Source organism: Rhizobium sp. CC1099 (genome assembly GCF_029714385.1).
Lineage (GTDB): Bacteria > Pseudomonadota > Alphaproteobacteria > Rhizobiales > Rhizobiaceae > Rhizobium.
On sequence record NZ_CP121641.1, the window covers coordinates 1,921,055 to 1,938,403 of the forward strand.

Here is a 17,349-nt window from a genome sequence, read left to right on the forward strand (position 1 = left end):
CTAACTGCCTTCGCTTATAAGCATCTAGCCTCCCTGACACGACATAAGAAATAACGGATCGCGCTGCATCGGACACTTACCCAATCAGGAAACCATCCCTTGCGGCCCGAGCAGCAACCTGATACTTAGCCATTCAGTAAACTTTCCGATCACTGAAGGCTCGATCCATGTCGCTGGTTCTTTACGGACATCCCCTCGCCTCCTTCTGCCACAAGGTGTTGATCGCGCTTTACGAGAACGGCACGCCTTTCGAAAACCGCACCGTCGATCTGGCCGATGAAATGTCGAGCGCCGATCTGTTCCGCTTTTGGCCGGTCGGCAAGATGCCGGTCCTGCGCGACGAGGCGCTGGACAGCACGATCCCCGAGACGAGCATCATCATCGAATATCTCGACCGACATTACCCCGGCACTATCCGCCTGTTGCCGGACGATATCGACCGGGCGCTTCGCGTCCGCCTCTGGGACCGCTTCTTCGATCTCTATGTGCAGACGCCGATGCAGAAGATCGTCACCGATACCCTCCGGCCGGACGGCGGCAAGGATCCGCATGGCGTGCAAGAGGCACGCGGCACGCATGCAACGGCCTACGGCATGATCGAGCAGCAGCTCGGCAGCAACCAGTGGATCACCGGCGACAGCTTCACGATGGCCGATTGCGCTGCGGCACCAGCCCTCTTCTATGCCGAAACGCTCGTTCCCTTCGGCGACGACCAGCCGAAGCTCCGCGCCTATTACGAACGCCTGCTCGAGCGGCCGTCCTTTGCGCGGGTGCTGAAGGAGGCATTGCCCTACTTCAAGTTCTACCCGTACAGTCACCAGCTCCCCGAGCGCATCCGCAGCGAAATGCCCACCGAATGATCATGGAACCTGCCGCCCTCGACCGGATGTTTCACGCTTTGTCCGACCGCAGCCGCCGCGGCATGGTCGATCGCCTCGGCCGCGGCCCTGCCTCCGTCATGGAGCTGGCAAAGCCTCTCTCCATGACGCTGCCGACAGTGATGAAGCATCTGAGCGTGCTGGAATCGAGCGGCCTCGTGCAGTCCGAAAAGGCCGGCCGCGTCCGCACCTACCGCCTGCAGCAGGACGCGCTTGGCCATCTCGATCGCTGGATTTCCGAGCGAAATCAACAAAACTGACCTAACGCGCCGCTTCCTTGCCGAGGATCGCCGCAAGCAGCTTGCCCTCCAGTTCGGCGAGTTCGGCATTGCCGTGCCTGCGCGGATGCGGATAAGGGATCGCCAGATCGAGCGCGATCCGCCCCTCATCGAGCACGATCACCCGGTCGGCCAGATGCACCGCCTCGCTGACGTCATGCGTCACCAGTACGGCGGTGAAGCCGAGTTCGCGCCAGACGCGATTGAGGAGTTCCTGCATGCTGATGCGCGTCAGCGCATCCAATGCCCCGAGCGGTTCGTCAAGCGCCAGCACGCCGGGCTTGCTCACCAGCGCCCGGGCCAGCGCCACGCGCTGCCGCTGGCCGCCGGAAAGCCGTGACGGCCATTCCGACGCCTTCTCGGCAAGCTGCACTTCGGAGAGCACCGCCGCCGCTTCCGCCAGTGCCAACCGCTTCTCCACATTGTCGCCAAGCCCGACGGCTGCATTCTCCGCCACGCTCAGCCACGGCAGCAGGCGCGGCTCCTGGAAGACGATGCGCGCGTTCGGCTGGCCCTCGGCACCGGCGGTATTTTCGAAGCTCAACTCACCGGCCGTCGGCTGATCGAGCCCCACGAGGATCCGAAGCAGCGTGCTCTTGCCGCAACCGCTCTTGCCGATCACCGCGACGAACTGGCCCGCCGGAATGTGCAGGTTGATGCCGCGCAAAACCCGGTTGCCGCTGAAACTCTTCTCAAGGCCCGTCAGCGTAATCGAAGCGGCACCGGCTTGCGCAACGGCCGCTTCCGTCTCGTATTCCGGCTCAAGAGCCCCCTGGAAGCGCTCATGCGTGATGACGGTCATTGCGTCTCTCCTATTTCTGATAGACGGGGTTCCACGTCAGCGCCCGCCGCTCCAGCGCCCGCGCCACGACATCCGCCAGCTTGCCGAGCACGGCATAGATCACCAGCGCCAGCACCACGACATCCGTCATCATGAACTCGCGGGCATTGTTCGCCATGTGGCCGATGCCGGAGGACGCGGCGATCGATTCCGAAACGATCAGCGTCAGCCACATGATGCCGAGCGCATAGCGCAGCCCGACGAAGATCGAGGGCAGCGCGCCCGGAAAGATCACCTTGCGAAACAGCGTCCAGCCGCCCATGCCATAGACCCTGCCCATCTCGATCAGGTCGCGGTCGACGTTGCGCACGCCGTGATAGGTATTGAGATAGACCGGGAAAAGCACGCCGAGCGAAGTGAGGAAGAGCTTCGATTCTTCACCGATCCCGAACCAGAGAATGACAAGCGGGATCATCGCCAGATGCGGAATGGTGCGCAGCATCTGCAATGTCGTATCCGTCAGCTGCTCGGAAATCTTCGAAACGCCGTTCGCAATGCCGAGCAGGAAGCCGATCGACCCGCCGACGATGAGCCCCGCGAAAGCCCGGCCCGCACTGACGAAAACGTCATGCGGCAACTGCCCGGATAGCGTGGTCGACCAGAAGGCGACAGCCACATCCGCCGGTGACGGCATGACACGCGAGGAGATAAGCCCTGCCGAAGACGCCGCCTGCCAGGCGAGAATGATTACGAGCGGTACCAGATAGGGCAGCAGCGCTTCGCGGCTCGGAAGCGAAAATCGAGAGCGCACCTTGCGGCTCTCCTGCCCGGCGATCGCTCGCGTGAACGGCGTTTCGAAAACCGACATGCTTATCTCCTTGCGTGTTTTGAAATCAGGAGCCGGAAACGACCTTCAGGTTGCCGCCATGGCTGCCGCCGCCGAAGACCCGATGACGGCCGAAATCGCTCTTGAGGCCGTGGCGCTGCTCCTGGCGCTCGAGCCCGAGTTCGGGAAACAGCAGTTCGGCGACACGGTAGGCCTCTTCCAGATGCGGATAGCCGGAGCCGATCACCGTCTCGATGCCGAGGTCCTGGTATTCGCGAAGCCGTGCGGCGACCGTCTTCGGCGAGCCGACCAGTGCTGTCCCGGCACCGGCGCGCACAAGGCCGACGCCGGCCCACAGGTTCGGCGAGACCTCCAGCTTGTCCCGGCGACCGCCGTGAAGGGCCGCCATGCGCGCCTGGCCGACGGAGTCGGACTGCTTGGCGAAACGCTGCTGCGCTTCCTCGATCGTCGCATCGTCGAGCTTGGAGATCAGCCGGTCGGCCGCCGCCCATGCTTCCTCATCCGTTTCGCGGACGATGAAATGCAGGCGGATGCCGAAGCTCACGTCACGGCCTTTCTTGGCCGCGGCGGTGCGCACGCGCTCGATCTTTTCGCCGACCTGTGCCGGCGGCTCGCCCCAGGTAAGATACTTGTCGACGCGGCCCACCGAGAAATCGATCCCGGCATCCGACGAGCCGCCGAAATAGAGCGGCGGTCGCGGGGTCTGGACGGACGGAAAGCCGAGCTGCGCATTGGTTGCCTTGATATATTTGCCGTCGAAGCTCGCGACACCCTTTTCCAGCAGCTCTTCCCAGACGGTGAAGAACTCCTCGGCATGCGCATAGCGCTCGTCATGCTCAAGATGGATGCCGTCTCCGGCAAGCTCGCCCGGGCTGCCGCCAACGACGATGTTGAGCAGCACGCGGCCGTTCGAGATGCGGTCGAGCGTCGTCGTCAGCCGCGCATAATAGGCGGGTGACGCGGTGCCTGGACGGATCGCGACGAGGAACCTCAACTTCTCGGTCTTGGCCGAAAGGGCTGCGGCCGTCACGAAGGACTCCTCGCAGGCGACGCCCGTCGGCAAAAGCACGCCGGAATAGCCGAGCCGGTCGGCGGCCTGCGCGATCTGCGTCATGTAGCCGATATCCGGCGCGCGGGTCAGCTCGCCGGAGCCGAGATAGGCCCCGTCGCCGGAGGTCGGGATGAACCACAGGAAATCGATAGGCTTGGATGAAGCGCTCATGGGTCGGAAATCTCCATTGAAAACCGGAAACAGAAATCAGCTCGCCTTCGGCCGCCAGACGATATCGCCGGTGGTCAACTGCTTCGGCACGATGCCGAGCTTGTAGAATTCATCGGCAAGCGCCTGCTGGTAGGCCGCCGCATCGTCGGTGATGGTCGTCACGGCGCCTAGATCGGCGCCCGGCCGCGACAGCGTCACGCGGGTCACCTCAGCCGGCACGCCGGTGATTTCGGAGAGCTCCTTGACCGTATCGTCGAGCTTGCCCTGCGCCGACTTACCGACTTTGCCGAGTTCATCGATCACGTCGACGATCACCTGAGCGTTGGCATCGGTGAATTCCTGATTGGCGAGGAAGTAGCTGTATGAGGGAACGATGCCCTCGGCCGTCGTCAGGATACGGGTCTCCGGATCGGCCTCGGCGATTGCAAGATAAGGGTCCCAGATCGACCAGGCATCGATGCTGCCGTTCTTGAAGGCAGGGGCCGCATCCGGCGGCGCAAGGTCCAGCGGCTGGACATCATCGATCGTCAACCCCGCCTTGCGTAAGACTTTTACCGTAACGTTATGCGCGCTCGACCCGCGCTTAAACGCAACCTTCTTTCCCTTCAGGTCTTCGAGGGTCTTGATCGGAGAATCCTTGCGCACGAGGATCGCCGAACCCGCCGGGCTGCCACGATAGGTGCCGACATAATAGAGATGGCCGCCTGCAGCCTGCGCAAAGAGCGGCGGCACGTCGCCTGTCGCGCCGAAGTCGAGCGCACCGGCACCGAGCGCTTCGAGCAGCGGCGGGCCGGAGGTGAATTCTGACCAGCTGACCGAAATGCCGCGATCGGCAAGCCGGCTCTCCAGCGCCCCGCGGCGCTTGGCGAGCGCCAGCACGCCGTTCTTCTGCCAGCCGATCCGGAATTCGGTGGCTGCAGCGCGTGCGGGTTTGATGGCCGGCAGAACGGCAGCCGCCGCAGCAGCACCGAAAAGTCCGAGCGTCTGGCGTCGAGAAATCATGGCAATCCCCTTTCCTTCGCGGCAGCATTGATCTGCCGGTCGTTGCGATGACTCGATAATGATAATGTCTATATATTATATCGACAATTTTATTTGTAAGTTTTGCCGCCCCGGCAATTTTCCTGACCGGAATGTGCCCGTTTTGCGAAATTTTATTCCAAAGCACGCCGTCGAGGATTTTCGCAGGCAAACCGGACCGGCGTTACTTTGGCTTTCCTGCCGCGGCACTTTCGGCTAATCATGCCCCGAATTCAGGAGAAGGATCTGGCATATGGCAAAAGTCGCGTTCATCGGTCTCGGCGTCATGGGCTTCCCCATGGCAGGTCACTTGAAGACGAAGGGCGGCCACGACGTCACGGTCTATAACCGCACGGCATCCAAGGCTGCGGACTGGGCCGCCAAGTTCGGCGGCAAATCCGCCGCGACGCCTGCCGAAGCTGCAGCAGATGCCGATTTGGTCTTCACCTGCGTCGGCAATGATGACGACCTGCGTTCGGTCACCACCGGCAAGGGCGGCGTTTTGGAAGGCATGAAGAAGGGCGCCGTGCTCATCGACAACACCACCGCCAGCGCCGAAGTCGCCCGCGAGCTTTATGAAGCCGCCAAGGCAAAAGGCAGCGATTTCATTGACGCGCCGGTTTCCGGCGGCCAGGCAGGTGCGGAAAACGGCGTGCTCACCGTCATGTGCGGCGGCGATGAAGCCGTCTTCGAAAAGGCAAGGCCGGTCATCGACGCCTATGCCCGCATGGTCGGCCTCATGGGTCCTGCCGGTTCCGGCCAGCTCACCAAGATGATCAACCAGATCTGCATCGCCGGCATCGTCCAGGGTCTCGCCGAAGGCATCCATTTCGGCAAGCGTGCCGGCCTCGACATCGAGAAGGTTATCGACGTCATCTCCAAGGGTGCTGCCGGCTCCTGGCAGATGGAAAATCGCCACAAGACCATGAGCCAAGGTAAATACGATTTCGGTTTCGCCGTCGACTGGATGCGCAAGGATCTCGCCATTGTGCTCACCGAAGCACGCGCCAACGGCGCGAAACTGCCCCTCACTGCCCTCGTCGACCAGTTCTACGGCGACGTCCAGGCGATCGGCGGCAACCGCTGGGATACGTCCTCCCTGCTCGCGCGTCTGGAAAAATGATCGGCCCCTCCGCAAGCGCAGCCGAGCTGATCGCGCATCTGCAGACGCTGCGCTCGGAGGAGAACATTGCCGGCATGATCCGCTTCGGCATCGTCACCGGTAGCGCGCTTGGCATCTCCAATCCCGATCTCCAGAAAATCGCCCGCCTTGCGAAGAAGGACCACGCCCGCGCGCAGGAGCTTTGGCAAAGCGATATCCGCGAGGCACGCATGCTGGCGCTCTACACAGCCGAGCCGAAGAAGCTCACGCCCGCCGAAGCCTGCCGCTGGGTAAAGGATTTCAACTCCTGGGAAATCGTCGATTGCGCCGCAGACCTCTTCGTCGAGGCGAGGCTCGATGACGTGATTTTGCAATTTGCCGCCGACGATCGCGAATTCGTCCGCCGCACCGCCTTCGCCATGATCGCCGGCGCTGCTGTCCACCGCAAGCAGGACCCGGACGAAACTCTCCTCGCCTGGCTCCCCTTGATCGAGGCGCATTCCGGCGACCCGCGCAACTTCGTGCGCAAAGCCGTCAACTGGGCGCTGCGCAACATCGGCAAGCGCAGCCGCGACTGCCACGCCCCGGCTCTGGCCCTCGCCGAACGCCTTGCCGCAAGCCCCGACAAGATCGCCCGCTGGATCGGCAAGGACGCCGTCAGGGCGTTGACCAATGAGAAGGTAATGGGGCGATGGACCTAGGAGCCCGGCGAGTGCGAGCATGAGGGAATGCAACGGCAGACGCGACGTTCGCTATTTGCAGCATCGTGTCTGCGCCGTGAATGACTGATGCGACGTTTAAGGGTCTTCCGCGCCCAAGGACTTGGGCGCACTGGTCTGTGACGAGCACAAGGCATGAGGCGGGGCAATGACAGCACAAAACAGCAACGTTGCCGGTGCGGTTACTTGACCGCGATAGCCGCGATAATAGGCGGCATGTGCCAACCTTGCTCTTCCCGCACAATGGCTAGACCTCAATCCTCGCTGGACTTCGCATTGTCCAAGACCATGTAATCAAGCGGCAGCTGCGTCGAATACTTGATCTGCTCCATGGCGAAAGCCGAGGAAACGTCGCGGATCTCGATCTTGGCGATCAGCCGCTTGTAGAAGGCGTCGTAGGCGGCGATATCCGGCACGACCACGCGCAGCAGGTAATCGACGTCGCCGCTCATGCGGTAGAATTCGACCACTTCGGGAAAGTCCGAGACGACTTCGGAAAAACGCCTCAGCCACTCGATCGAATGCGTCGCCGTGCGGATCGAGACGAAAACCGTGACCTTCGTGTTGACCTTCTCGGGGTCGAGGATGGCGACGCGGCGCTTGATCACGCCGTCCTCTTCCATCTTCTGGATACGGCGCCAGCACGGCGTTGTCGAAAGCCCCACCTTCTTGGCGAGATCGGCAACTGCCAAAGTCGAATCTTCTTGCAAAAGACGCAGTATCTTGCGGTCGAGACGGTCCATATGCGAAAGCCCTTTTCGAATTATTTTCTCTATATAACGCGATTCCGGCGCCAGAAAAGAATTTTGTTTCAGGATATGAGCAATTTTACTCTGTTCCGCAGCACCGGAAGCAGATCCTCTTCGAACCAAGGATTGCGCTTCAGCCAGCCGCTGTTGCGCCAACTCGGATGCGGCAGCGGCAAGACCGCCGGACTGCGGTTTGAAAACAGCGTCTCGCGCCACGCCTTCACCGTTTCGGTCATGTTCGGCTTGCGCAATCCGCTCATATGCCATGCCTGGGCATATTGCCCCACAGTGAGCACAAGCTCGATCTGCGGCATCCGATCGATCACCCTCTGGCGCCAGAGCGGCGCGCATTCCCGTCTCGGCGGCCGGTCGCTGCCCTTGGCGTCGTAGCCCGGAAAACAGAAGCCCATCGGCACGATCGCGAACCGCTTTGCATCGTAGAATGTCTCGCGCTCCACCTGCAGCCAGTCGCGCAGACGGTCGCCGGAGGCATCGTTGAAGGGAATGCCGCTTTCATGCACCCTAAGGCCTGGCGCCTGGCCGGCAATCAGGATGCGCGCGGTGGACGACATCACGACGACCGGCCGCGGCTCGTGCGGAAGCCGATCGTCGGCCCGCAGTGGCCGATCGCGGCAGATGCGACAGTGCGCAATTTCGCTGTGCAGCGCGGCAAGCGCCGCTTCGCCCGTCACTGCCATCCCGTCACCTGCCGGACAAGCCGCCTCGCATCCTCGAATCCCGATTGCCTGTGCTCATGGTCGCGCACGTCGCGCGGCCGCTCGAATGTCCCCGCCCAGAGACCGGCCCTTACCGCCCGCGCCCTCTCCTCTTCCCGCTCGTAGTTCCCATAAGAGACGGCCATGCCTCTGGCCACCATCTCACCGTTGAGATCGATGCCGCCGCTCCGGCAGACGACGAGCAGCCGGTCATACTGGTCCCGTTCGGCGCCGCCGCATCGGGTATCCCGTCCAGCCACCAGACCCTGCAATGTCTCTTTTGCCTCCCGGCCGCAGGCCCAGCGCCTTCCGCCGCGCTCGCAGATCTGGTTGAGCTCCGGCGCATCGATGCCCTTCAGCCGCATGCGTTCTGCACCGATCGTCAGGCTGTCGCCGTCTGCCGCATGAAATTGGCCGGCGTGCACGGTATCGGGCTTGTCGTTGAGCTTTGCGGCGATCAGCCAGATCAGCGCGAGCATTGCGAAAGCTGTGACACCGTCGCGTATCGTTTCGAAACCACGCGCCACGCTTTCGCCTCCTTGAAAAACAAACCGTTGGCAAAAATGGCAAACAACTTCTTAAGAATTGCGGGTTACGGTGGAACCATCCGCGGATCAAGTATCATTGTGCACATGAGTACCGGCGTTAGCACATCGACCGATAAGATTATCGTCGACAAATCCCGCAGTCACCGCAACAAGCCTGTCTCCAGGGCTGTGCGGCAGACGCGCGAGCGGCTGCAATCCGGCCATTCCTCCGCCGCCGCCTTCGATCGGGAGGCGCTCAGGATGTATATGAGCGCCTTCATTCAGGGCGCGTCGATCATGCCGCTCTTCGTCATCATCATTGCGGTCCTCGGCATCTATTTCACCGGCAACACACAAATCTTCCTCTGGGCCGTACTGACGCTGACTGCCTATGCGGCAAACGTCTATCTCGTGCGCCGCGCCCGCAAAAAGGAGATAACTCCGGAATCGGCGCGCAAATGGCGCCGCGTCTTGCTTTTCGGCCAGCTGATGATCGGCAGCTGCTGGGCCGTCTTTGCGCTTCAGGACTGCAGGGCCTGCGATCCCTCCGGCTTCATCCTTTTTAAGGGCGCGACGCTTCTCATCGCACTTTCCGTTACGGCAATGTCGAATTTCATGCTGACGCCCGCCGTGCTCGTTGCCTTCGCACCCTCCGTCGTGGCACTCGCTGCAAAGGCCGGCATCTCGCGCGACCTGCTTGAGCTCAGCCTCACTGCCGTTTTCACGACGACCATCATTTTCTTCAACTACATCAGCGACCGCCTCTTCCAGTCGAATCTCAAGATCCTCTCCTTCCAGTCGGAAAAGGACGACTTGATCGCCGAGCTCGAAGTCGCCAAATCCATGTCCGACGAAGCGCGCCGGCGCGCGGAAGAGGCCAACCTTGCCAAGTCGCGCTTCCTCGCCTCCATGTCACATGAGCTGCGCACGCCGCTGAACGCCATCCTCGGCTTCTCCGAGGTGATGTCGACCGAGGTCATGGGCCCGCTGAACAATCCGACCTACAAGGAATATACGAACGACATCCACCGCTCCGGCCAGCATCTGCTGAACCTCATCAACGAGATCCTCGACCTATCGCGCATCGAGGCCGGGAAATACGAGCTCATCGAAGAAGCGATCTCGCTCCTTGATATCGCGGAAGATTGCATCGGCATGGTGCAACTGCGTGCCAGGGGCAAGAACATTTCCATCACCCAACAGTTCGAACCGGAGCTGCCTTCTGTCTGGGCCGACGAGAAGTCGTTGCGCCAGGTGGTGCTGAACCTGCTCTCAAACGCAGTGAAGTTCACGCCGCAAGGCGGTGAAATCCATGTCAAGGTCGGCTGGACGGCAGGTGGCGGCCAGTACATCTCCATCAAGGACAACGGCCCTGGCATTCCAGAGGACGAAATCCCCGTCGTGCTCTCCGCCTTCGGCCAGGGCTCGATCGCCATCAAGAGCGCCGAACAGGGCACCGGCCTCGGCCTGCCGATCGTCCAGGCGATCCTTGCCAAGCATGACGGCCAGTTCGTCCTGAAATCAAAGCTGCGCGAAGGCACCGAAGTGATCGCCATCCTGCCTGCCCGGCGCGTGCTGCAGAGCCTGCCGGCCGTCGAGGAAGCGCAGCCCGTTTCCCGCAAGCGAAAGAGCTTCGCTTAATCTCGGCAATCTGCGCGAAACCAGGGTGACAGATCAGTGCAAATGATATTGACCGTCAGAGAGGAAAGCCCGCGGCAAGATGACGTGGCGTCGCTTCTCTTACTGTCCGATGCAGTTGCGGCTTCGCTCTATCCCGGCGAGTATCGAAGGCCGCTCAATCCGGAGGCATTATCCGCACCACATATTTCAGTCTTTGTCGCACGCACTGGCGATCTTTCCGCAGCAGGGTGCTGCGCGCTCGTCGACGATCATGATGGCACGGCGGAGCTCAAGCGGATGATCGTGGATCAGAGGGTCAGACAAAGGGGCGTTGGAAGAGCACTGTTGCAAGCCGTGGAAGCAGCGGCCTTGTCCAAAGGAATTCGTCTTATCAAGATGGAAGTCGGTATCAGGAATACGGATGGACAAAGCCTGTATCGTTGGGCCGGATACAAGGAGCGCGGCCCCTTCGGCGCCTACAGGCCGTCACCGATCAGCCTGTTTTTCGAAAAAGCGATCGGAGAAAATCCTGATGCCTGACGCCATCCGCCTCAGGCGAAGACGATCGCGATGAGGCGCGTGCCGATCGTGACGAGAAGATAGAGCCCGCACGCGGCAATCGCGCAGAGGACGGCAAAGGAGCCAAGATCCTTCGCATGTTTGCCGACCATCGAGATTTCCGGCGAGATGCGGTCGATCACCTCCTCGATTGCCGTATTCAGCGCCTCGACGGCGAAGAGCACCAGAAACAGCACGACGGCAATCATCATTTCCCACAGCGATGCACCGACGGCGGCAAGCAGGATCAGCGAAACCGCGGCAAAAAGCAGCTCCTGCCGGAAAGCCGATTCCTTGATCAGGCGCTGGAAGCCCGCCCAGGAATAGACGGCGGCAGCGAAGAAATGGCTCACACCCGTCAGTTTGCCTATGGCAGGTTTGGTCAAAGCGCGCCCTCGTCTTGCAGTCGGCGGCGGCCGCAGCCGCCGTCTATCGGTCAAAATGCGAATACCGGTTCCAGGCTTCCGCCGCAAGCACCCGTCATCCATCTGACACAAAGCCGCAGCGCTCAGTGTCTGTTGGTAACGCCCGCCTGCGAGAATGTCGCCATTCCGGAATGGCAGGCCGCGGCGGCCTTCACGATGCCGGCGGCAAGGGCCGCACCCGTCCCCTCGCCAAGCCGCATGCCGAGCGAAAGAAGCGGCGTTTTGCCGAGCATCTCGATCGCCCTGAGATGCCCCGGTTCGCCTGAGACATGGCCGATCAGGCAGTGATCGAGCGCCGACGGATTGGCCGCCTGCAGGATGGCGCCTGCCGCCGTCGCCACATAGCCGTCGATCAGCACCGGTATCTTTTCGACGCGCGCAGCAAGAATGGCGCCGGCCATTGCCGCAATCTCGCGGCCGCCGAGGCGGCGCATGATTTCCAGCGGATCGTTCAGATGGTCGCGATGCAGCTCGACAGCGCGCTCGACGGCTGCCACCTTGCGCTCCAGCATCTCGCCCTCGGAACCGGTTCCCGGGCCGACCCAGTCGCGCGCCGAGCCGCCGTAAAGCGCGTAATTGATCGCCGCAGCGATTGTCGTGTTGCCGATCCCCATCTCGCCGATGCAGAGCAGGTCCGTGCCACCCGCAATCGCCTCCATGCCGAAGGCCATGGTCGCCGCGCAGTCGCGCTCGGAAAGTGCTGCCTCTTCGGTGATGTCGCCGGTCGGATAGTCGAGCGCCAGATCGAAGACCTTCAGCCCGAGATCGTAGGCGACGCAGATCTGGTTGATCGCCGCACCACCGGCAGCGAAATTCTCCACCATCTGCTGCGTCACCGCCGGCGGAAAGGGCGTGATGCCCTGTTTCGCCACGCCGTGATTGCCGGCGAAGATCGCAACCAGCGGCCGGTTGACGGCCGGCGCCCTGCCCGTCCAGGCCGCCAGCCAGAAGGCGATCTCCTCGAGCCGCCCGAGCGCGCCCGGCGGCTTCGTCAGCTGCGCGTCGCGCTCGCGCGCTGCCACCAGCGCCCGGGTATCCGGTCCTGGCAGATCGCGCAGCAGCGCACGGAAATCGTCGAACGGCAGGCCTGAAACGCTCATGAATGCGGCTTCCTTGTATTTGCTTCGGTCCGGAGATCCGGGGTCAACTTGTCTTTTGCAGACAAATCGGCTTCTTTCGTCGCGACTCTATTAAAGGCAGCGGCCAGGCGTCACAACTCGAAAAGCGTCGCACCTTTCATGCATGAAGTTGGGGACATGAACATCAAGGCCTATGCGCTCGACACCGCCCGCGCCGTCGCTTTCCTGAGCCGGCTTCCCGTGCCGCAATGGGTCTTTTGCGCAGACGACGGCAAGCTCAGTCGCACGGTACGCGCCTTCCCGCTCGCCGGTATTCTGATCGGCCTTCTTCCAGCCCTCGTCTTTCTCATTCTCCTTGGCCTGCGCGCCGACCGTCTGATGGCGGCGTTCGTCGCACTCGCCGCCCAGACGCTCATCGTCGGCGCGCTGCACGAGGACGGGCTCTCCGACACTGCCGACGGCATCGGCGGCGGACGCGACCGCGACCACGCGCTGGCGATCATGAAGGACAGCCGCATCGGCAGCTACGGCGCGATTGCCCTCGTCTTCTCGCTAGCACTTCGCGCCGCAGCCCTTGCCGCCATCGCCCGCGAGGTCGCCCCCCTTGCCGCCGCCTTCGCTATTCCCGCGGCCGCCTGCCTCAGCCGTGCCGCCCTCGTCTGGCACTGGCACCGTCTGCCGCCCGCAAAAACGGACGGCATCGCCGCCTCCTCGGGCCAGCCCGGCGAAAGCGCAATGCATGTCGCGGTCGTGTCGGCCTGCCTCTTTTCGGCCCTTCTCGTCTGGCCGGCGCTCGGCCTGCTGGCGCTTGTCTGCAGCCTGCTTGCAACCGGCATCGCGGTCATCGCCTTCACGCTCTATATCCGCCGCAAGCTTGCGGGCCATACGGGGGATACGCTCGGCGCCGCCCAGCAGATTTCCGAAATCGCAGCTTTCTGCGCCCTTGCCACGGCCTTGTGAAATCACGATATTCCGCTCATGCAAACGCCCTGCATCCACGTATGCTCGATCGATCCCGCAACCGGCTTTTGCACGGGTTGCGGCCGCACGCTTCAGGAGATCGGCAACTGGATGTCCTATTCGGATGAGGAAAGGCAACGCATCATGACTGTCCTTGCCGCGCGCCTCTTTGCCGAACCGGCGGCCCTGGTCCGCGAGGCGGCCGCAATGCCGGAGCACCGTTCATGAACCGGCTCGGGCTCTTCCTTCTGATCCTCGCGATCGGCCTTGCGGTGCTCGTCTACAACCACGACAGCGACCGCGTGCTCGGCATGAACATCGACGATTTCGGGCGCATGGTCTATCTCCTGCCGATCGTGCTGATGCTGTCTGCCGGCATTTGGGCAAGCCGCCGCAGCGCCGGCGAAACCATGCGCAACCTGATGATCTGGCTGGTCATCATCCTGGCCCTCGCAACCGTCTATCTCTACCGCCAGGACCTGTTCGGCGTCGGCAACCGCCTGCTTGCCGGCCTCGTGCCTGGCCGTGCCGTCGTCGTCACCACCAGCGAGGGCAGCAGCGAGATCATCCTGCACAAACTGCTGAACGGCCATTTCGAGGCCGACGTCTCCGTCAACGGCCAGACGATCCCGATGCTCGTCGATACCGGCGCCAGCATGGTGGCCCTGTCGCATGCGGATGCCGAGCGGATCGGTATCATCCCTGAAAACCTCACTTATTCGATGACCGTCATGACGGCGAACGGCCGCGCCCGCGCCGCGCCCGTGACGCTCGACCGCATCGCCATCGGCCCCATCGTGCGCACCGACGTCGCCGCCAGCGTCGCCGAAGACGGCGCGCTCGACCAGAGCCTGCTCGGCATGAGCTTCCTCCAAACGCTGGGTTCCCTGCAGATGCAGACGGACGAGCTCAGGATGCGCGACTAGGCTGCTCAATAGCAGCAACCTGGCGCGCTTCGCCTCATTGCCACGGCCACGCATCTTCGGTAACGACAATGCACCACGCATAGCCAACGGGGTATGGTAAAATCGTGGATGCCTTATTCGGTGATCGGCACATCCCGCTCCGCGTTTCAGCTTGACTCACTCATACCTCTACGACTATACGTCGATCAATAGTCAGCGGGGTATGGATCCCAAATGTCGAACGATCCCGATATGCTCTTCAGAACGCTCGCCGATCCGACCCGGCGAGCTCTCTTCGAGCGGCTGTGCCGCGAGGGAGAAAAGACGGTCGGGGCCTTGACGGCCCGGGCCGGGGTCTCACAGCCGGTCGTCTCAAAGCATCTTGGAGTCCTGAAGCAGGCCGGGTTGGTGCGCGACCGACACGAAGGCCGCCATACGCACTATAGCGCGCAACTCGGCGCCCTGGCCCCGCTGATCGACTGGACAAGCCAGATGGCGGGCTTCTGGCAGAGCCGGTTCAACGACCTCGAAGATCTGCTCAAAAGGATGGACCAATGAACAAAGCCGCGACCGAATCGCTTTCCGTCATTGTCGAACGGGAGATTCCTTTTCCGCCGGAAAAGATCTGGCGCGCGCTCACGCAACCACACCTGATCGAGGAGTGGCTCATGAAGAACGACTTCAAGCCTGACGTAGGCCACCGTTTCAATCTTCGCGGAGACTGGGGCGGCGTGCTGGACTGCGAAGTCCTCGCCGTCGAGCCGAACAGAACACTATCCTACACTTGGAATTTTGCGCACAATGATGCAGCCTTTAATCTGCAGAGCGTCGTGACCTTTACGCTCACCCCAACGAGCACGGGGACCCACCTGCGTATGGAGCAGTCGGGCTTCCGGCCGGATCAGAAGCAGGCTTACGGAGGCGCAAAGGCAGGGTGGCAGCAGTTCTTTGCAAACCTGGAGCAGGTCTTGACGCGGGCAGACTGATGTTTTCCGTGTTGCGCTTCGGCTGATACTCAGAGGAGGTCCCATTGAACTGGAATTATTGGATTCGGCAGTTCCACCGCTGGCTGTCTATCGCCTTTACGGCGAGCGTGATCGCCAACTTCGTCGCGATGGGATTGGGAGAACCTCCCGGCTGGGTCGTCTACTCGCCACTGCTGCCGCTATTCTTGCTCCTGTTTAGCGGTCTCTACATGTTCGTGCTGCCTTACGCCACGAAGTGGCGCAGCGCGCGAAGCGTCAGCGGGGAGGCATGAACACAATGGACCGCAAGACGCCCAGGAAGTCAGCGAAGGCCGCAAACGAGGCCACAGCCAAACCGGCCTCCACAGAACCAGTCTTCCTCTCAGGCGGCAACCCTCAGATCGCCAAGGGTTACGGCGACGCCCCCGTGCAGGCCTACGTCGCGGCCATGCCGGGCTGGAAGAGCGACGTCGGGCGCCGCCTCGACGCGCTCATCGAGCGCACCGTCGCCGGCGTGCACAAGGCGGTCAAATGGAACTCGCCCTTCTATGGTGTCGAGGACCATGTCTGGTTCCTCAGCTTTCATTGCTTCACGAAATACGTGAAAGTGACGTTCTTCCGCGGCACATCGCTTCGCCCTCTTCCGCCCGGCCGATCCAAGCACAAGGACGTGCGCTATCTCGACATCCATGAGGACGAACTGGACGAAGCTCAGTTCGCCGATTGGGTGAAGCAAGCCAGCCAGTTGCCCGGCGAACGACTGTGAGCGACCACCATGATGAAAGCGACAACCACCATGAAGAAGAACGCCGTGAAGGAAGCAGAAGCCTCTCCGTCTCAACTGATCGATGCGAAAGTAGCGGCGCTGGGCGATTGGCGGGGCGAGACGCTCGCCCGGCTGCGAAGCCTCATCAAGAAGGCCGACCCCGAAGTGGTCGAGGAGGTAAAATGGAGAAAGCCCTCGAACATGTTAGGGGTTCCCGTGTGGGAGCACGCCGGCATCATCTGCACCGGCGAGACCTATAAGAATGCCGTGAAGTTGACCTTCGCCAAGGGAGCCTCCTTGGAGGATCCCTCAGGCCTCTTCAACTCCAGCCTCGAAGGCAACACGAGGCGCGCCATCGATTTCCATGAGGGCGACGAGATCGATGAAAAAGCGTTGGAGGCGCTCATTCGCGCCGCTGTGGCACTGAACACCTCGCAGAAGGCACCCAAGAGCGCTTGAGGAGCGGCGCATAGCGTCGCGCCCGGCTCTATATTCTTCAACCCATGGAACCTTGCGTCCCGCATCTGGGTTGAAAGGATTGAAAGGAGGCGCTGGCCATGGATAATCCCTCGAAGCAACTCGCGGACGAATATATACGCCTGGGCGGCCATCGCCGGGCGGTGATCGACGATAACATCGTATCCACACGCTGCTGGGAAAAAGATACGCCCGAGGCCGCACAATTCTGGAAAGACCGTATAGACACCCTGGATGCCGCCAACCGCAGGCAGGTCGTTTCCTTCCTGCCGACAATCAACAGGATCTGATCGCCGGCCGGCACAGTCTTGCAAAGGCGGCCGATCATGTCGAACAGCGCCAAGACCGGCGGCACGGACGCGTTTAACTGGCATCAGCCGCACACGCTTCGGTAAATCGGTCGAAAGCCAAGCGCAGATCGATGATGCTGCGAAGGAAGCTTCCGCAGCAGCGGGCGATGGCGGAGCGCTCAATGTCTATCGCCTGGTCCCGGTCGCCGCCGCCAACGATCTGAACTGGCAAAATTCACCCTCACAGGGCGAGGTCGTGGTCGAAGCCCGCACGGCAGACGATACCAGCATCGCCGCCGCAAGCTGCGAACTCGATTTTCATGGAGGTCGATTCAGCGCCGCCGAAGACGTTACCACGATGAACGCCAGCGCCTTCCGCAACGACAAGCTCTATACCGTCGTCGAGATCGAGCACGGCAGGCGCTTAGAGCGCGGCGTTATCGAAGGCGACATCGCCGTCGACAA

The 17,349-nt window shown here is 62.0% G+C and carries 24 protein-coding genes and 1 pseudogene; 15 read left to right on the plus strand and 10 right to left on the minus strand.

Going from position 1 to position 17,349, the window contains the following annotated elements; genetic code table 11:
- Nucleotides 1-167: 167 nt before the first annotated feature.
- Together QA644_RS09855 and QA644_RS09860 are read left to right on the plus strand one after the other, a co-directional pair.
- On the plus strand, nt 168-860 hold the full coding sequence (locus tag QA644_RS09855) for a glutathione S-transferase family protein (RefSeq protein WP_283072216.1): 693 nt from the start codon (nt 168-170) through the stop codon (nt 858-860).
- Nucleotides 857-1,123: pseudogene (locus tag QA644_RS09860) on the plus strand (metalloregulator ArsR/SmtB family transcription factor); the annotation flags it as partial. The gene QA644_RS09855 and the pseudogene QA644_RS09860, both read left to right, overlap by 4 nt.
- 16 nt (nt 1,124-1,139) lie before the next feature.
- On the opposite strand, the gene QA644_RS09865 reads toward QA644_RS09860, so the two are convergent.
- From QA644_RS09865 to QA644_RS09880, 4 genes are read right to left on the minus strand one after another with little or no spacing between them, the layout of a single operon-like run.
- Entirely contained in the window at nt 1,140-1,958 is an 819-nt protein-coding gene (locus tag QA644_RS09865) for an ATP-binding cassette domain-containing protein (protein ID WP_283072217.1), read from the minus strand.
- A gap of 10 nt (nt 1,959-1,968) precedes the next feature.
- A complete protein-coding gene (locus QA644_RS09870; RefSeq protein WP_283072218.1) occupies nt 1,969-2,805 on the minus strand; it encodes an ABC transporter permease subunit in 837 nt (278 codons plus the stop codon).
- Between the two features lie 25 nt (nt 2,806-2,830).
- On the minus strand, nt 2,831-4,006 hold the full coding sequence (gene ssuD, locus QA644_RS09875; protein WP_283072219.1) for an FMNH2-dependent alkanesulfonate monooxygenase: 1,176 nt from the start codon (nt 4,004-4,006) through the stop codon (nt 2,831-2,833).
- A gap of 36 nt (nt 4,007-4,042) precedes the next feature.
- Nucleotides 4,043-5,008: an aliphatic sulfonate ABC transporter substrate-binding protein gene (locus QA644_RS09880; protein ID WP_239598499.1), complete on the minus strand. Its 966-nt coding sequence runs from the start codon at nt 5,006-5,008 to the stop codon at nt 4,043-4,045.
- 271 nt (nt 5,009-5,279) lie between these two features.
- On the opposite strand from QA644_RS09880, the gene QA644_RS09885 reads away from it, so the two are divergent.
- Nucleotides 5,280-6,149 carry an NAD(P)-dependent oxidoreductase gene (locus tag QA644_RS09885; RefSeq protein ID WP_283072220.1) on the plus strand — a complete coding sequence of 290 codons (870 nt, stop codon included), beginning with the start codon at nt 5,280-5,282 and terminating at the stop codon, nt 6,147-6,149.
- A complete protein-coding gene (locus QA644_RS09890) occupies nt 6,146-6,829 on the plus strand; it encodes a DNA alkylation repair protein (protein ID WP_194729860.1) in 684 nt (227 codons plus the stop codon). Before QA644_RS09885 ends, QA644_RS09890 begins: the two co-directional genes overlap by 4 nt.
- Before the next feature lie 272 nt (nt 6,830-7,101).
- On the opposite strand, the gene QA644_RS09895 is transcribed toward QA644_RS09890, so the two are convergent.
- From QA644_RS09895 to QA644_RS09905, 3 genes are all read right to left on the minus strand, one after another.
- On the minus strand, nt 7,102-7,590 hold the full coding sequence (locus QA644_RS09895) for an Lrp/AsnC family transcriptional regulator (RefSeq protein WP_074061474.1): 489 nt from the start codon (nt 7,588-7,590) through the stop codon (nt 7,102-7,104).
- A gap of 68 nt (nt 7,591-7,658) precedes the next feature.
- Nucleotides 7,659-8,288, minus strand: a complete 630-nt coding sequence (locus QA644_RS09900; protein ID WP_283072357.1) for a uracil-DNA glycosylase family protein — start codon at nt 8,286-8,288, stop codon at nt 7,659-7,661.
- A complete protein-coding gene (locus QA644_RS09905; RefSeq protein ID WP_283072358.1) occupies nt 8,285-8,791 on the minus strand; it encodes a thermonuclease family protein in 507 nt (168 codons plus the stop codon). Before QA644_RS09905 ends, QA644_RS09900 begins: the two co-directional genes overlap by 4 nt.
- A gap of 153 nt (nt 8,792-8,944) precedes the next feature.
- Between QA644_RS09905 and QA644_RS09910 the strand changes: the two genes are divergently transcribed.
- Together QA644_RS09910 and QA644_RS09915 are read left to right on the plus strand one after the other, a co-directional pair.
- Nucleotides 8,945-10,480 carry an MFS domain-containing histidine kinase gene (locus QA644_RS09910; RefSeq protein ID WP_283072221.1) on the plus strand — a complete coding sequence of 512 codons (1,536 nt, stop codon included), beginning with the start codon at nt 8,945-8,947 and terminating at the stop codon, nt 10,478-10,480.
- A 42-nt stretch (nt 10,481-10,522) separates the two neighbouring features.
- Nucleotides 10,523-10,999, plus strand: coding sequence for a GNAT family N-acetyltransferase (locus QA644_RS09915; RefSeq protein ID WP_239598494.1), 477 nt, complete (start codon nt 10,523-10,525; stop codon nt 10,997-10,999).
- A gap of 11 nt (nt 11,000-11,010) precedes the next feature.
- Here the strand turns inward: QA644_RS09915 and QA644_RS09920 are convergent, their stop codons facing one another.
- Nucleotides 11,011-11,403 carry a diacylglycerol kinase gene (locus QA644_RS09920; protein WP_239598492.1) on the minus strand — a complete coding sequence of 131 codons (393 nt, stop codon included), beginning with the start codon at nt 11,401-11,403 and terminating at the stop codon, nt 11,011-11,013.
- A 122-nt stretch (nt 11,404-11,525) separates the two neighbouring features.
- Entirely contained in the window at nt 11,526-12,542 is a 1,017-nt protein-coding gene (gene cobT, locus QA644_RS09925) for a nicotinate-nucleotide--dimethylbenzimidazole phosphoribosyltransferase (protein WP_074068508.1), read from the minus strand.
- Nucleotides 12,543-12,698: 156 nt separating this feature from the next.
- Here cobT and QA644_RS09930 point away from each other — a divergent pair, with 156 nt between their 5' ends.
- The 9 genes from QA644_RS09930 to QA644_RS09970 all read left to right on the plus strand — a co-directional run bounded on the left by QA644_RS09930 (nt 12,699) and on the right by QA644_RS09970 (nt 16,884).
- A complete protein-coding gene (locus QA644_RS09930) occupies nt 12,699-13,481 on the plus strand; it encodes an adenosylcobinamide-GDP ribazoletransferase (protein ID WP_194729864.1) in 783 nt (260 codons plus the stop codon).
- An 18-nt stretch (nt 13,482-13,499) separates the two neighbouring features.
- Nucleotides 13,500-13,709 carry a DUF1289 domain-containing protein gene (locus QA644_RS09935; protein ID WP_074068513.1) on the plus strand — a complete coding sequence of 70 codons (210 nt, stop codon included), beginning with the start codon at nt 13,500-13,502 and terminating at the stop codon, nt 13,707-13,709.
- A complete protein-coding gene (locus tag QA644_RS09940) occupies nt 13,706-14,407 on the plus strand; it encodes a TIGR02281 family clan AA aspartic protease (protein WP_074068515.1) in 702 nt (233 codons plus the stop codon). The genes QA644_RS09935 and QA644_RS09940 overlap by 4 nt, the downstream gene beginning before the upstream one ends.
- Nucleotides 14,408-14,620: 213 nt before the next feature.
- Complete coding sequence (locus QA644_RS09945) at nt 14,621-14,944, plus strand: metalloregulator ArsR/SmtB family transcription factor (protein ID WP_074068517.1); 324 nt, start codon at nt 14,621-14,623, stop codon at nt 14,942-14,944.
- Nucleotides 14,941-15,372, plus strand: coding sequence for an SRPBCC domain-containing protein (locus tag QA644_RS09950; protein ID WP_239598486.1), 432 nt, complete (start codon nt 14,941-14,943; stop codon nt 15,370-15,372). The genes QA644_RS09945 and QA644_RS09950 overlap by 4 nt, the downstream gene beginning before the upstream one ends.
- 44 nt (nt 15,373-15,416) lie before the next feature.
- Complete coding sequence (locus QA644_RS09955) at nt 15,417-15,644, plus strand: hypothetical protein (RefSeq protein WP_239598484.1); 228 nt, start codon at nt 15,417-15,419, stop codon at nt 15,642-15,644.
- Nucleotides 15,645-15,649: 5 nt separating this feature from the next.
- Nucleotides 15,650-16,117: a DUF1801 domain-containing protein gene (locus QA644_RS09960; protein ID WP_283072359.1), complete on the plus strand. Its 468-nt coding sequence runs from the start codon at nt 15,650-15,652 to the stop codon at nt 16,115-16,117.
- Nucleotides 16,118-16,126: 9 nt separating this feature from the next.
- Nucleotides 16,127-16,576, plus strand: coding sequence for a DUF1801 domain-containing protein (locus QA644_RS09965; protein ID WP_239598478.1), 450 nt, complete (start codon nt 16,127-16,129; stop codon nt 16,574-16,576).
- Nucleotides 16,577-16,674: 98 nt separating this feature from the next.
- Nucleotides 16,675-16,884 carry a hypothetical protein gene (locus QA644_RS09970; protein ID WP_052451528.1) on the plus strand — a complete coding sequence of 70 codons (210 nt, stop codon included), beginning with the start codon at nt 16,675-16,677 and terminating at the stop codon, nt 16,882-16,884.
- Nucleotides 16,885-17,125: 241 nt separating this feature from the next.
- Here the strand turns inward: QA644_RS09970 and QA644_RS35150 are convergent, their stop codons facing one another.
- A complete protein-coding gene (locus tag QA644_RS35150; protein WP_338112326.1) occupies nt 17,126-17,299 on the minus strand; it encodes a hypothetical protein in 174 nt (57 codons plus the stop codon).
- Nucleotides 17,300-17,349: the final 50 nt, after the last annotated feature.

Coding starts and splice junctions, on each gene's coding strand:
- QA644_RS09855 (WP_283072216.1), top strand. CDS start 168: ATGTCGCTGGTTCTTTACGGACATCCCCTCGCCTCCTTCTGCCACAAG.
- QA644_RS09865 (WP_283072217.1), bottom strand. CDS start 1,958: ATGACCGTCATCACGCATGAGCGCTTCCAGGGGGCTCTTGAGCCGGAA.
- QA644_RS09870 (WP_283072218.1), bottom strand. CDS start 2,805: ATGTCGGTTTTCGAAACGCCGTTCACGCGAGCGATCGCCGGGCAGGAG.
- ssuD (WP_283072219.1), bottom strand. CDS start 4,006: ATGAGCGCTTCATCCAAGCCTATCGATTTCCTGTGGTTCATCCCGACC.
- QA644_RS09880 (WP_239598499.1), bottom strand. CDS start 5,008: ATGATTTCTCGACGCCAGACGCTCGGACTTTTCGGTGCTGCTGCGGCG.
- QA644_RS09885 (WP_283072220.1), top strand. CDS start 5,280: ATGGCAAAAGTCGCGTTCATCGGTCTCGGCGTCATGGGCTTCCCCATG.
- QA644_RS09890 (WP_194729860.1), top strand. CDS start 6,146: ATGATCGGCCCCTCCGCAAGCGCAGCCGAGCTGATCGCGCATCTGCAG.
- QA644_RS09895 (WP_074061474.1), bottom strand. CDS start 7,590: ATGGACCGTCTCGACCGCAAGATACTGCGTCTTTTGCAAGAAGATTCG.
- QA644_RS09905 (WP_283072358.1), bottom strand. CDS start 8,791: ATGCTCGCGCTGATCTGGCTGATCGCCGCAAAGCTCAACGACAAGCCC.
- QA644_RS09910 (WP_283072221.1), top strand. CDS start 8,945: ATGAGTACCGGCGTTAGCACATCGACCGATAAGATTATCGTCGACAAA.
- QA644_RS09915 (WP_239598494.1), top strand. CDS start 10,523: ATGATATTGACCGTCAGAGAGGAAAGCCCGCGGCAAGATGACGTGGCG.
- cobT (WP_074068508.1), bottom strand. CDS start 12,542: ATGAGCGTTTCAGGCCTGCCGTTCGACGATTTCCGTGCGCTGCTGCGC.
- QA644_RS09930 (WP_194729864.1), top strand. CDS start 12,699: ATGAACATCAAGGCCTATGCGCTCGACACCGCCCGCGCCGTCGCTTTC.
- QA644_RS09935 (WP_074068513.1), top strand. CDS start 13,500: ATGCAAACGCCCTGCATCCACGTATGCTCGATCGATCCCGCAACCGGC.
- QA644_RS09940 (WP_074068515.1), top strand. CDS start 13,706: ATGAACCGGCTCGGGCTCTTCCTTCTGATCCTCGCGATCGGCCTTGCG.
- QA644_RS09945 (WP_074068517.1), top strand. CDS start 14,621: ATGTCGAACGATCCCGATATGCTCTTCAGAACGCTCGCCGATCCGACC.
- QA644_RS09950 (WP_239598486.1), top strand. CDS start 14,941: ATGAACAAAGCCGCGACCGAATCGCTTTCCGTCATTGTCGAACGGGAG.
- QA644_RS09960 (WP_283072359.1), top strand. CDS start 15,650: ATGGACCGCAAGACGCCCAGGAAGTCAGCGAAGGCCGCAAACGAGGCC.
- QA644_RS09965 (WP_239598478.1), top strand. CDS start 16,127: ATGATGAAAGCGACAACCACCATGAAGAAGAACGCCGTGAAGGAAGCA.
- QA644_RS09970 (WP_052451528.1), top strand. CDS start 16,675: ATGGATAATCCCTCGAAGCAACTCGCGGACGAATATATACGCCTGGGC.